The 12,846-nt window shown below is 61.3% G+C and carries 13 protein-coding genes and 1 pseudogene; 10 read left to right on the plus strand and 4 right to left on the minus strand.

Annotation, left to right across the window (positions count from 1 at the left end; all coding sequences use genetic code 11):
* The first annotated feature begins 219 nt into the window (after positions 1 to 219).
* Genes CF137_RS19475 through CF137_RS19485 form a run of 3 tightly spaced genes read left to right on the plus strand, consistent with a single transcriptional unit; the run spans position 220 to position 2,566 of the window.
* Positions 220 to 951 carry a nucleoside recognition domain-containing protein gene (locus CF137_RS19475; protein ID WP_069526405.1) on the plus strand — a complete coding sequence of 244 codons (732 nt, stop codon included), beginning with the start codon at positions 220 to 222 and terminating at the stop codon, positions 949 to 951.
* The gene (locus CF137_RS19480; protein WP_139721075.1) at positions 948 to 1,415 is read left to right on the plus strand and encodes a YjiG family protein; all 468 of its coding nucleotides are present in this window, start codon (positions 948 to 950) and stop codon (positions 1,413 to 1,415) included. Before CF137_RS19475 ends, CF137_RS19480 begins: the two co-directional genes overlap by 4 nt.
* A gap of 26 nt (positions 1,416 to 1,441) precedes the next feature.
* Positions 1,442 to 2,566, plus strand: a complete 1,125-nt coding sequence (locus tag CF137_RS19485) for a M20 family metallopeptidase (protein WP_139721077.1) — start codon at positions 1,442 to 1,444, stop codon at positions 2,564 to 2,566.
* Positions 2,567 to 2,668: 102 nt separating this feature from the next.
* Here CF137_RS19485 and CF137_RS19490 read toward each other — a convergent pair whose 3' ends face one another.
* The 3 genes from CF137_RS19490 to CF137_RS19500 form a co-directional block, all read right to left on the minus strand.
* The gene (locus CF137_RS19490; RefSeq protein ID WP_139721113.1) at positions 2,669 to 3,418 is read right to left on the minus strand and encodes a substrate-binding periplasmic protein; all 750 of its coding nucleotides are present in this window, start codon (positions 3,416 to 3,418) and stop codon (positions 2,669 to 2,671) included.
* A 91-nt stretch (positions 3,419 to 3,509) separates the two neighbouring features.
* On the minus strand, positions 3,510 to 4,736 hold the full coding sequence (locus CF137_RS19495; protein ID WP_139721079.1) for a winged helix-turn-helix domain-containing protein: 1,227 nt from the start codon (positions 4,734 to 4,736) through the stop codon (positions 3,510 to 3,512).
* Positions 4,737 to 4,843: 107 nt separating this feature from the next.
* Positions 4,844 to 5,437 carry a TetR/AcrR family transcriptional regulator gene (locus CF137_RS19500; protein WP_139721081.1) on the minus strand — a complete coding sequence of 198 codons (594 nt, stop codon included), beginning with the start codon at positions 5,435 to 5,437 and terminating at the stop codon, positions 4,844 to 4,846.
* 107 nt (positions 5,438 to 5,544) lie between these two features.
* Between CF137_RS19500 and CF137_RS19505 the strand changes: the two genes are divergently transcribed.
* Complete coding sequence (locus CF137_RS19505) at positions 5,545 to 6,459, plus strand: ABC transporter six-transmembrane domain-containing protein (RefSeq protein ID WP_139721083.1); 915 nt, start codon at positions 5,545 to 5,547, stop codon at positions 6,457 to 6,459.
* A gap of 37 nt (positions 6,460 to 6,496) precedes the next feature.
* On the plus strand, positions 6,497 to 7,885 hold the full coding sequence (locus tag CF137_RS19510) for an NAD(P)/FAD-dependent oxidoreductase (protein WP_139721089.1): 1,389 nt from the start codon (positions 6,497 to 6,499) through the stop codon (positions 7,883 to 7,885).
* Positions 7,886 to 7,926: 41 nt separating this feature from the next.
* Here the strand turns inward: CF137_RS19510 and CF137_RS19515 are convergent, their stop codons facing one another.
* Positions 7,927 to 8,574, minus strand: a complete 648-nt coding sequence (locus CF137_RS19515) for a class I SAM-dependent methyltransferase (RefSeq protein WP_139721091.1) — start codon at positions 8,572 to 8,574, stop codon at positions 7,927 to 7,929.
* A gap of 169 nt (positions 8,575 to 8,743) precedes the next feature.
* Here CF137_RS19515 and CF137_RS19520 point away from each other — a divergent pair, with 169 nt between their 5' ends.
* The 5 genes and pseudogenes from CF137_RS19520 to CF137_RS19540 form a co-directional block, all read left to right on the plus strand.
* Positions 8,744 to 9,418, plus strand: a complete 675-nt coding sequence (locus CF137_RS19520; protein WP_139721093.1) for a thermostable hemolysin — start codon at positions 8,744 to 8,746, stop codon at positions 9,416 to 9,418.
* Positions 9,415 to 10,911: an AMP-dependent synthetase/ligase gene (locus CF137_RS19525; RefSeq protein ID WP_139721095.1), complete on the plus strand. Its 1,497-nt coding sequence runs from the start codon at positions 9,415 to 9,417 to the stop codon at positions 10,909 to 10,911. The genes CF137_RS19520 and CF137_RS19525 overlap by 4 nt, the downstream gene beginning before the upstream one ends.
* Positions 10,908 to 11,561, plus strand: a complete 654-nt coding sequence (locus CF137_RS19530) for a TenA family transcriptional regulator (RefSeq protein WP_139721097.1) — start codon at positions 10,908 to 10,910, stop codon at positions 11,559 to 11,561. The genes CF137_RS19525 and CF137_RS19530 overlap by 4 nt, the downstream gene beginning before the upstream one ends.
* A 42-nt stretch (positions 11,562 to 11,603) precedes the next feature.
* Positions 11,604 to 12,473 carry an SDR family oxidoreductase gene (locus CF137_RS19535; RefSeq protein WP_139721099.1) on the plus strand — a complete coding sequence of 290 codons (870 nt, stop codon included), beginning with the start codon at positions 11,604 to 11,606 and terminating at the stop codon, positions 12,471 to 12,473.
* Between the two features lies 1 nt (position 12,474).
* Positions 12,475 to 12,846: pseudogene (locus CF137_RS19540) on the plus strand (hypothetical protein); the annotation flags it as partial.

Consider the following 12,846-nt stretch of genomic DNA (forward strand, 5'->3'; position numbering starts at 1 on the left):
GTGCCCGGTTTTTTATTGCCCCGCGATCCAGCCCTGCTTTTTATTCACTCAACAAATTCGATAAAAACAATATTATCGCCCAGACATATCACGATCTCCGTCACATAACACCAATACACTCATCATCTGCAGCAAACCCTTTTGACCATCGTCAATTTATTGATATCCATATCAATCATAATTACTCAGATTAAATAATTATTCATATGGAGCTTAATGATGACGGATAAAACACGCTCGGTGAGCATAGGCAGTTACTTGGCACTGGCCTTTGCCGTGGTCTTCTTCTCGGGGCTGCTGCAATCTGGCGAGTGGTACGGGGTTTTCGATTTCACCACGCTGAACGGTTCGTTCGGCACCATGGTGCAGAGCGTCAGCGAGAACGGTGACGGCATCAAGACCGCCATGACCGACATGCGCGGCAAGGGGGGCAACGGTGCCCGTGATGGCTTCCTGTTCGCCCTGACCCTGATCCCTACCGTGATGTTCGCCCTCGGCATGATCAACGTACTGGAGCACTACGGCGCGCTGGAAGCAGCCCGCAAGTTGCTGACCCCGCTGCTGCGTCCGCTGATGGGGATCCCCGGCAATACCGGTTTGGCGCTGATCGCCTCCCTGCAGAGTACCGATGCCGGTGCCGCCATGACCCGCCAGCTCAAGGATGAAGGGCTGATCACCAAGCGCGAAACCGACGTATTCACCATGTTCCAGTTCTCCGCGGGTGCCACCATAGTCAACTTCTTCTCCTCCGGCGCCGTGCTGTTCACCCTGACTTTGGCGGACGGCAGCCCGGCGGTCAGCTCCTCCATCGGTCTGGCGGTTATTGTGATGTTCGCCTTCAAGTTTGTCGGTGCCAACCTGTTCCGGGTCTATCTCAACATGACCGAAGGCAAGCACGTCGATAGCAGCAACACCCCGCAGACTCTCAACACTCAGGAGCAAGCCAAATGAGCCAGGCCAACGTCAAAAAACCCATCGTCACCGATATCTTCGTCGAAGGGGCCAAAAAGGGCTGGGTCATCGCCACCACCTCCACCGTCCCCAACGTGCTGATGGCTTTCGTCATCATCAAGGCGCTGCAGATCACCGGCGCGCTGGATGCCATGGGTGCCATTTTTGCACCTATCATGGCCATCTTCGGCTTGCCCGGTGAGGCGGCAGCCGTGCTGATCGGCGCCTGGATGTCGATGGGCGGCGCGGTCGGCGTGGTCATTACCCTGTTCGATCAGGGGATCCTCAACGGCACCCACATCGCCATTCTGGCTCCGGCCATCTACCTGATGGGCTCCCAGGTGCAGTACATGGGCCGCATCATCGGCTGTATCGGCACCGAAGGGCGCTACATCCCCATCATGGTCGCCATCTCGGTACTCAACGCCTTCGGCGCCATGCTGGTGATGAACATCCTTCTCTAACCCCGGACCTGATAGTGGAGCAATCAATGACTTTTTCTCTGGATCAATACCTGGCCGAACTGGCCCCGCTGATCAATCTGGATTGCGGCTCCCTGCACCAGCCGGGCATTGCGGCAGTGGCCGACCTGATGGCCGCCAAATATGAAGCCATGGGCGGCTGGCAGATCAAACGGGTCGACTGCGGCGTCGCCGGAGTGGGGCTGGAGATCCGCAACCAGCCTGATGCAGCGCAGATCGATGTGATGCTGATCGGCCATATGGATACCGTCTTCCCGCTCGGCACCGCCGCTGCCCGCCCGATGAGCGTCGATGGCGAGCGCGCCTACGGCCCCGGTGTCTCCGACATGAAATCCGGCCTGCTCAACATCGTCTACGCCCTGCGTGAACTGCCCAGCGAGGTGCGCGATCGCCTGAGCATCTGCGTCTGCATGAACCCTGATGAAGAGATCGGCTCCCTGCACTCCAGCGACTGGCTGGCAGCGGTGGCCAAACAGGCGAAACAGGTGCTGGTGGCCGAAGCGGCCCGCGCCGACGGTTCGCTGGTCAAGGCGCGCAAGGGGATGGCCCGTTATCGCATCGACTTCACCGGCAAGGCGGCTCACGCTGGCAACGAGCCGCAGAAAGGACGCAGCGCCATCACCGAGTTGGGTCACTGGATCCTGGCCATCAACGCCCTGACCAACTTCGAGAGCGGCACCACCCTCAACATCGGTGTTGTCGAGGGGGGCAACGGCGCCAACATAGTGCCAGCCCATGCCAGCGCCGTGGTGGATGTGCGTTTCTGGGACAATCAGGAGTACCAGCAGATCAACGATCATCTGCTCACCCTGGTCGAGCGTCCCCATCTGGACGGCGTCACCATCCGGCTGACCCGTGAGGCCCACAAACCGGCCATGGTGCCGTCAGAGGGCACTCAGGCACTGATGCAGCTGGTGGAGGAGTGCGGTGCCGAACTGGATCTGCCAATCAGCTGGCAGGAGGTAGGGGGCGGCTCCGATGCCAACCTGACCGCCGCCCTCGGCATCCCGACACTGGATGGCCTCGGCCCCATCGGCGCCGGTTTCCACAGTGACGAGGAGTATCTGGATCTGGCCAGCATTGCCCCGCGTATCGAGCTGCTGGTGAAGGTGCTGACCCGTCTGGCTGCCTGACGACTCACCTCGTAACCCAGCCTATAACCAAGAGGGCCAGCCGGTTTGCACCGGCTGGCCCTCTGTTCATCTGCTCCCCATAGTGACGGCCGCTGTTCGTGGTTACTCCATCGGTAACAAGAAACGGCGCATCACCTCGTCGGCCTGCCCCCCTTCCTGAAACGCTACCAGCGCCTGATTGAGGGTGTTCACCAGCTCATGGGCGCGCGGTGAGCCCTTGCTCACCAGCAGATAAAATCCCTTGCGACCGGGATGGGCGAGATGCAGCAACCCGTTCTCGCTGTGGTAGATGCCAAGGCTGATGCCGCTCATCAGCGGCTCTATTTCACTCGGCAGAAAGTCGCAGCGATCCCGCCCCATCATGTCCAGTGCCTGCTGCAGCTGCTTGACCCGGCGTGGCTCCTGCGCCAACCCATAGGGGGTGTAGTTGTAGCCGATCACCCCGCACACCCGGGCGCGATTGACCGTTTGCAGATCCGGTGGCTCGGGGAAACGGCGCTTGAGATAGAAGAAACCGAGGTGGGTGTAATAGAGGGGCACGCTGTAGAAGGCAAACTCGGCCCGCTCCGGCTTGTAGCTGGCATCCCAGGTCAGCTCACACAGACCATTCTGGCGATAATCCGCCAGCTCCTGCTGCACTCGCGCCCAGGGCAAATAGCTGATCTGGTGTGACAATCCGCCCTTTTGCAAGGCATCGAGCACTAGCGTGGTGGCCGAGCCGGTGAGGCGGCTGGTATCGGGCACCCCGTCCTTGCGCTCCCAATAGGTAAAGGGGGCCCACTCGTTGCCCTCCCCCAGACAGATCTTCACTGGCGGCTCTTGCCCCCATAGCGCAGGGGACAAGATGGCCATCGCCAATCCCGCCCACCATGTTCCCGCTCGTTTCATCTCCCGCTCCCGAACTGTTTATCCCCCTTGCAGCTTAGCCCAGCAGGGATAGACCTCACTTTGCAAGGGCACCTTCATGCCACAACGCCAGCAAATTGGCCGGAATGGCACCATAACGAAGCTGCGGTGTCTGGTGCCAGTCAGCCAGCTTGTGCAGCGCTTTCGCCAGATCCTGTGCCAGGGTGCGGGTCACTCTCACCCCGGCTTCCAGATAGAGGCTCTTGATTTCGAACACCCCCTGCTGGCGATGGGCCTTGGCATCCATTCTGCCCACCAGCTTGCCGCGATGGAGCAAGGGCAGCACGAAGTAGCCGTACTGACGCTTGGGGGCCGGGGTATAGCACTCGATGCGATAGTCGAAGTTGAACAGCTCGCTAGCCCGTTTGCGATCCCACACCAGCGGGTCGAATGGCGACAAGGCGGTGGTATGAGTCGCCTTGAGGGTGCCCGCCTGTGCCCTTGCCAGCTCATCGGCCAGCGAGGCGTGCACAAAGGCACCGTGCTGCCACCCCTCCACCCGCACCGGTAACAGCTCACCCTGGTCCGCCAGCTGATGGAGCAGGACATCATACTTGCCACGCCGCAGCCGGTAGTAGTCCGCCACCCAGCCGGTTTTGACCAGCCCCAGCGCCCGGCAGCTGGCGCGCACCATATCCCGCTGCGCCTCTGCAACGCTCGGCAGATCCCGCTGGTCGCTCCACTCGGGGATGACCCGCTCGGCCAGGTCATAGACCCGCTGAAAGTTGCGCCGCTCCCGCACCATCAGCTGACCGGTGGTAAACAATACCTCCAGATGGCGCTTCTCCGGTTTCCAGTCCCACCAGCCATTACCCTTCTCCTCTTTGCGTTCAAAGTCAGCCGCCCGCACCGGGCCATGCTGACGAATGCGCTCGATAAGCTGGCCAATCTCCTGCTGATGGCTGACGAGCCAGTTGGCTGAAAACTTCCAGCCCATGGCGGCGGGATCGAGCATCCGGTGGCGCAACAGCCGGTAATCCTCGTGGGGCACAAAGCAGGCCTCGTGAGCCCAATATTCGAAGATCTCGCCATCGGCCAAAAGCTGCTCCAGCCAGCGCGGTTCGTAGTGGCCAAGCCGGCTGAACAGCACCAGATAGGGGCTGCGGGCCACCACCGAGATGGTATCGATCTGCAGCAGCGCCATGCGGCGAATCGTAGCCAGCAAATCTGCCGGAGTCGCCTTGCTGCGACGGGGGGCAAGCAGTCCCTGCGCCGCCAGTTGCAGATGACGGGCATCTTGCAGTGACAAATGGGTAATCGACATCAACAACCGCTCCCTGGTATCTGGCCATCGCGCGCCCGGCGGATAGCCAACAAAACCGGGGGAGGCACCACGCTGGCATGCCTCCCCTCCCTTGTTTTCCTGCGCCGCTATGAGTGGGCCGGGGGCAAGACCAGCTGATTGACCACCTGCATGATCTCTTGATAAGTGGCCTCTACCGTCTCGGGGGTCGGCTCCAGAATGAGGTCATCGGCATAGCCGTTGATGAGCGAGGTGATCTGGCGCGCCAGTCGCCGGGCATCGCCCGCCACAAACTCGCCACTGTCGATCCCCTTTTGCAGGATCTGCTCCAGCACCTCGCGCCACGCCTGAATGGTCTTGCGGTAACTCTCGGCAAATACCGGATCGCGCAGCGACTCGTTCCATGCATCGAGATAGATGGCCCAGGAAGCATCCTGACTGGTCGGCAAATTGTCCCGCACGAACAGCGGCAACGCTTCGCGGGCGGGCAGCGGCAGCAACCACTGCCGCTGCTCGGCTATCTCCTGACTGGTGAAACGCTCCACGGCGCAGAGGCAAAGCTCCTTCCAATCCTTGAAGTAGTGGTAGACGTGGCTGCGTGCCAGACCGGTGCGTTCGGCAATATCACGGGTAGACGATGCCGCCATCCCCTTCTCTCGAAACAGGGCCAGTACGGCCTCGATGATCATCTCTTTACGCTGTTCTGCTGATGGGCGTGCCATCTGACCTCCTGCGATATCAATCGACCTGCTTGACTTTGAGCGGTCGCTCAAACAAACTTTGAGCACTCGCTCAAACTTGGCGTTTCCGACATCTTAGGAGATAACCCATGACAACACCAACCACTTCGGCAGCCAGTTGCAACGAGCAGGCCACGCCGTTGCCACACTCGGCCGGTCGTTCGCTGGGGGCGATTGCGCGGGCCAATCCCCTCAAGCTGACGGGCACCTTCTCGCTGGTGGCCCTCGAAAACATCCTGCTGGTGGTCTATCCCCTGTTCGCCGGCTTTGCCATCGATGCCATCGTCAAGGGGCAGTGGTGGCAGGCTTCAAGCTACGCCCTGATCGTGCTGCTGTTCTGGCTGATCGGCGCCCTGCGCCGGGCTGTCGATACCCGCACCTTTACCCATATCTATGCGGCACTGGCGGTACCGGTGATCCTGACCCAGCGCCAGCAACAGGAGCGGCAATCCACCATAGTGGCGCGGGTCACCCTGGCGCGGGAGTTTGTCGACTTCTTCGAGAAACATATCCCGATCCTGGCGACCAGCCTGATCTCCATCGTCGGGGCGGCCGTGATGCTGATGGTGATCGAGTTCTGGGTCGGCATCGCCTGCATGGGGGTATTGCTGCTGTTCGGCCTGCTGCTGCCCGGCTTTTCGCGCAAGAACCAGCTGCTGCACGAGCGGCTCAACGATCGACTGGAACACGAGGTCAAGCTGGTCACTCATGCCCAGTCAGCCAGCCTCTCCCGCCACTACCGCGCGCTGGCCTGGCTGCGCATCCGGATTTCGGATCGGGAGGCACTCGCCTTTCTGGCGGTCGGTATCAGCGCCTCTCTGCTGTTCCTGCTGGCCATCACCATGCTAATAGCCCAGCCCCAGGTCTCGGCAGGCCATGTCTATGCTGTGATGACCTACCTCTGGAACTTCGTCACCAGCCTAGATGAAGGGCCCGGTCTTGCCGATCAGCTGGCCCGGCTGCGAGACATAGGCCGCCGGGTCAATACCGCCCAACCCGATTGAATGATTTGACATTTTGTATCTGTAACCGGAGTAGAAGATGAATCCGACCACCCTTTGCCAACGAGCGTTGACCATGTGCATCAGCTGTTTTTTTCTCGCCGCCTGCGGCCCCAAAATGAGCGACTTTGAGCCCAACACCAGTTACTGGTTCAAGGAGAAACCGACAGCGGAGAGTGCCCCGCTGGCGCAAGACATGAAGGTGGATATAGCCATCATAGGTGGCGGCTACAGCGGCCTCTCCAGCGCCTGGCATCTGGCCAAAGCCAATCCGTCGCTCAAGATCGCCATCTTCGAAGCCAAGCAGGTGGGCAGTGGCGCCTCAGGCCGCAACGGCGGTATGGTATTGCCGGGCTCCGAGGTGATGGATCTCGACGAAGAGGGGGAAGCGAGCAAGCGCCACTACGATCTCACCGTCGCCAGCATGCGCAAGCTGCAGGCGCTGGTTGCCTCAACCGGCGTCGAGGCCGATCTCAAGCTCGATGGTTATGTGGAGGCGATCCTCGATGAGGAGGATATCCCCGAGTACCGCGACTATGTGAAAACCGCCAATCGCCTCGGCATCCCGCTCCAGTACTGGAACGCCGATACCACAGAGGCAAAACTCGGCACCGACCGCTACGTGGGGGCGGTTTACGACCCCAATGGCGGCCAGGTACACGCCATGAAACTGGTCAACGCCCTGCGCAAGGCGGTGGAGCAGGCGGGCGTCACCATCTATGAGCAGAGCCCGGTAATGGGGATCAAGGAGGGCAAGCAGATCGAACTGAACGTGGCCGACAACTACAAGGTGACCGCCGACAGCATAGTGCTGGCAACCAACGGCTATACCTCCAAGCTTGGCTACTTCAGCGGTCGGGTCTTTCCGGTGCACGCCCAGAGCGCCGTCACCGAGCCGCTCAGCAAAAAGCAGCTGGCCGCCATCCAGTGGCAGAGCCGGGTGCCCTACTACGACACCCGCAACATCCTGTTCCATCTGGTATTGACCCCGGATAACCGCATCGTCATCGGCGGCGGCAATGCCGAGTACGTCTTCAACGACGGCCTCAACTACAAGGGCGACCTCAACCGGGTCAGCGAGATGATGATGACCGAGCTGGTGACCCTCTATCCGGCCCTCAAGGGGATCAAATTTGAACAGGTGTGGGACGGGGTGCTCGGCATGACCGGCGACAGCACCGAAGCGGTGGGAGTGATGGGGGATCACCAGAACATCTACTACGCCCTCGGCTACAACGGCCACGGCATCAACCTCTCCTTCCTGTTTGGCGACATAGTGGCCAGCCTCTATCAGGGCAAGGAGCATCCCTGGTTCAACCACGCGGAGCAGACCCTGCCGATGTGGCTGCCGCCAGAGCCGTTCAAGTCAATTGGCGTCAAGTCGGCGCTGATGTACTACCAGTGGCAGGACAAGGGCTACAAGGAGTAGAGCCGAGCAAGAAACCGCCGAGTAAAAGACGAAGGCACGCCTCACGGCGTGCCTTTCTGCAATACCGCCACATCGGCGTGGGGGAAGCTGAGCTCGGCCTGCCAGCTGACGGCCAACACCTGAAACGATGCCTCGGCAAAGAAGACGATGTGGGTCGGGTCGTGGCGATAGCGCCAGTTCTTGAACCGCTCGTCACTGAGCACCCGCTGGGTCTGCAGCACCAGCAGGCCACCGGGTTTGAGACAGGCCCACAACTGCTCCAGCACTGCGCGCGGCGCGGCGATATGCTCGATCACCTCGGTACTGGTGATGAAGTCGTACTGGCGCGCCAACAATTCGGGAAAATCGGCGTAGAACTTGTCATAGCCCGCCATCTGGTAACCCACCTCGCGCCCCATCGCCACCAGCGCAGGGCCCGGGCCACATCCAAAATCGAGGCCGCAGGCAGGGGTCGCTACCCGACTCAACACCTCGCCAAAAGCCCGCATCAGAAAAGAGCGATAACGGGGATCATCCACCCGGTTGTCGTGACCGTCATAGACCGCCTTCTCCTCCGCCTCATTCAGATGGTCCGCCTCGTCCAGCCAGACCAGCTCGCACGCGAGGCAGCGATGATAGCGCTTGCCTGCCACCGGCAGGGGGTAGGCTCGGGGGCTGGCACACAAGGGGCAGCAGACGGTGGATGACATGGCGGTTCCTCAACAGTGACAGCGGCGCAGATTGCCTGCCATGCCTGCCGCTGGCAACTGTTTTTCAACACTGTTCAGCCGGTATGGTTTGCCGAATCTTTTTGGCTCCTTAAGGGTTTCTTAAGTTTGCCCTTTTACTCTAAACCCATCGCAAGAGAAGGAGTCACCCATGACCATCGAGATCCAAGCCCCCTACCGGTTGCTGCTAGCTAACTCCCCGCAGCAGGTCATGGCGCTGCAAACCTATATCCAGGCCGCCTACACCCTCGAGTTCAACGCCCGCATCCCCCATTTTCTGCCCTGTTTGCTGGGGCTCTATCGGGCGGACGGGACGCTGGTCGGCGCCTGTGGTCTCAATCATGCCAGTGAGGGGCCTCTCTATCTGGAACAGTATCTGGAGCAACCTATCGAGGCTGCCATCAACACCCGCCTCGGGGTCTATCCGGCACGCAACCGCATTATCGAAGTGGGCAATCTGGCCTGCAGCGAACCGGGCAATGCCCGCCTGATGTTTGCGGCGCTGTGTCGTCTGCTGTGTGAGAACGCCCTCGACTACGTGGTCTTTACCGGCACCGCCAAGCTGCGCAACAGTTTTGCCCGGCTGCAACTTAATCCGGTGGAGCTGGCTCTCGCAGAGGCCCATCAGGTGGGTGCCGACGCCGATGCCTGGGGCGAATACTACCGCTGCCAACCCAAGGTGATGGTGGGTGACATCAATCAGGGGCGCGAGGTGCTGGCCCAGAGCAGCCTGCTGCTCAATCTGCTGGCCCCCATGCCGACCCTGTTTGACGATGCCAGCGAGAGCAGTGACAACCAGACCCATCAAAAAAGGTGCGCCCAATGAGCCTGTTCGACGCCATCGCCAAACATGCCCGCGAGAATCCGCAATCCCCTGCGCTGCTGAGCAGCCAGCAGCGTCTGGATTATCAGACCCTGTGGCAACAGATCCAGCGTCTGGCCAGCCAACTGGAGCAGGCGGGGGTCAGCCGTCTGGCCCTGCAACTGGATAACGGCCTGCCCTGGGCGTTGATGGATCTGGCCTGTAGCAAGGCGGGAATCGTGGTCATCCCGGTGCCCCACTTCTTCAGCCTGGCCCAGCAAGAGTGGTTGCTGGAGAGCAGCGGCGCCGATGCGCTGGTGGGCCCCCATCATCAGGGCTGGCATGCCGCAAAGCACCTTTCGCTGATCACTGGCGAGCTGCCACTGTGGCGCCACACCCCGGCCAGTCGACCGGCACTGCCCAAGGGCACCGCCAAGATCACCTACACCTCCGGCACCACGGGCCAGCCCAAGGGCGTCTGCCTGTCACTGACCCGGATGATGGCGGTGAGCGCCGCGCTGGCCGAGCGAGTCGCTCCAGCCAAGGTGGAAAAACACATGACCCTGCTGCCGCTGGCGACCCTGCTTGAGAACATCACCGGCCTCTATGTGCCGCTGCTGACCGGCGCCTGCAGCCGCATCCCGTCGCTGGCAGAACTCGGCTTCAGCGGCTCCAGCTCGCTCAACCCGGCCATGTTGGGAGAAGCCCTGCTGCGCTGGCCGACCCACAGTCTGGTGCTGGTGCCCGAACTGCTGCGCCTGCTGCTGGCGCTGTGTGCCAGCACGCCGATGCTGCTCCAGCAGCTCAAGGGATTGCGCTTTATTGCGGTCGGTGGCGGCAAAGTGGCCCCCGACCTTATCGCTCATGCTCGCCAGCTTGGCCTGCCTGTGTATGAGGGGTATGGCCTCTCGGAGTGCGGCTCAGTGGTGGCGCTCAACAGCCCGGATGCTGACAAGCCCGGCAGCGTGGGCCGCCCCCTGCCACACTGTCAGGTCACCATCGCCATCGACGGCGAAATCCTGGTGAGCGGCAGCGCCATGCTGGGGTATCTCGGCAGCAACGAACCAACTCCCGAACAGATTGCCACTGGCGAACCTTCTGCCATGCAGATCGCCACTGGCGATCTGGGTCATCTGGATGATGACGGCTACCTCCATATCACCGGGCGCAAGAAGAATGTCCAGATCACCGCCTTTGGCCGCAACTTCTCACCGGAGTGGGTGGAAGCCGAAGCCCAGCTCTGCCCCGCCATCGCCCGCATCGTGGTCTTTGGCGATGGTCAGCCCGCCAACGTGGCGCTGATCCAGCCACTGCCGGGAGCCGAAGCCGACCTGCCCCACCAGATTGAAGGATTGAACAGCCGTTTACCCGATTATGCCCGGCTGCACCACTGGTTACCGGTCGCACTGGATCAACATCCCGGGCTGCTGACCGCCAACGGACGCCCCCGTCGCAACGAAATTTACCAACACTTTTCCCAGCAAATTAGCCAATGCCTTACCGGAGAATCATCATGAGCTTCTACCAGACTCTGCAACAAGCCACTGCCAGTGAGCGCGAGCATCTGTTCAACGCCCCCATCATCGAAGCCTGCCGCCGTGGCGACATCAGCCGTGACACCTATCTCGCCTTTCTGGCGCAGGCTTACTACCACGTGCGCCAGACCGTTCCGTTGCTGATGGCCACCGGCGGCAAGCTGGGTCAGGAGTACGAGTGGGTGCGTGGCGCCATTGCCGAGTACATCGACGAGGAGTATGGCCATCAGGAGTGGATCCTCAATGATATCCGCGCCTGTGGCGGCGATGCCGAGGCGGTGCGCTACGGCCAGCCGGGGCTGCCCATCGAGCTGATGATGGCCTTCCTCTACGACCAGATCCAGCGCGGCAACCCCATGGGCTTCTTCGGCATGGTGCAGGTACTGGAAGGCACCAGCGTGGCCATCGCCCTCACTGTCGCCGACCAGCTGAAAAAGGGTCTCGGCCTGCCGCCGCAAGCGATGAGCTACCTGAGCTCCCACGGCACCCTGGATCAGGAACACCTCAAGTTCTTTGAATCGCTGATGGATCGGGTCGAAAGCCCGGCGGATCAGGCGGCCATCATCCACGGGGCCAAGGTGGTCTACCGCCTCTATGGCGAGATGCTCTACAACCTCACCGCCACTTCGTAAATGGGCAGCGGATCAGCAGACAGCAAAAAGGGAACCCACACCATGAAGCTTGAAGGGAAACTCGTGCTGCTCACCGGCGCCAGCGGTGGCATAGGCGAAGAGCTGGCGCAGGAGCTGGCGGCCCAGGGGGCCCACCTGCTGCTGCACGGCCGCCGCGGTCCGGCGCTGGAGCGGTTGTGCAAAGCGCTGCCTCATCCCGAGCGCCATCAGGTAGTGCTCGCCGATCTCGGCTCTGCCCAGGATCGGGCCAAGCTGTTGCAACACCCGGCGCTGGAGAACGGGATCGACATCCTGATCAACAACGCCGGCTGCAACCAGTTTGCCTGGCTGGAAGATCAGAGCTTTGAACAGGTGGAGCGCCAGCTGCTGCTCAATATCGAGGCACCGATCCAGCTCACCCGCGCCCTGCTGCCCAGATTGCGCAAGCCGGGGATCATCATGAACATGGGTTCGAGCCTGGGCAGCATCGGCTACCCCGGTTACAGCGTCTACTGCGCCAGCAAATTTGCCATGCGCGGCTTTAGCGAAGCGTTGGGTCGGGAGCTAGAGGGCAGCGGCATCAAAGTGCTGCACTTCGCCCCCCGCGCTACCCGCACCAAACTCAACTCGGAAGCTGCCTACGAGATGAATGCGGCGCTGGGCACCCAGACCGACAGCCCGCAGGAAGTAGCCGAAGAGGCCATCATCGCCCTGTGCAACGAAACTCGCCGCAGCTGGCTCGGCTGGCCGGAAAAACTGTTCGTGCGGCTCAATGCCCTGCTGCCGGGCATAGTCGACAAGGCACTGGCCAGACAGCTGCCGATTATCAAACGTTATGCCCGTCATCTTCAGCCAAGGACGACTGATGCCAGCACCAACAGTGCGCCACAACCAGACTTGTCCCGCCCGATCCCGACCAAGAAGGAGCATTAATATGAAGGTTTTCCGTCAATCAGTTACCTCTTGTGCCATCGCCATCCTGCTGGGATCCACCTCGGTCATGGCCGCGGATGATGCCCTCGCGCCCATCCAGCAACAGTGGGCCGTCTGCCAGTATCAGCAGACCGGCAAGGCGAAAGAGGGTTGCCTTGAGACCCTGAGCACCCAGGCCGAAGCGGCCAGCGCCAAGGAGCCGTTTCGCGCCGATCTGCTGATCTGGTCTGCCATCGTCAAGAGCACATGGGCGGGGGCCAAAGGGGGACTGGGGGCACTGGGTCTGGTGAAAGAGGCCAAGGCCAAGCTGGAGCTGGCGCTCAAGCAGGACCCCAAGGCGCTGGACGGCTCTGCCTATACCAGTCTGGGCTCC

The organism is Aeromonas sobria (assembly GCF_006243315.1).
GTDB classification, from domain to species: domain Bacteria; phylum Pseudomonadota; class Gammaproteobacteria; order Enterobacterales; family Aeromonadaceae; genus Aeromonas; species Aeromonas sobria_A.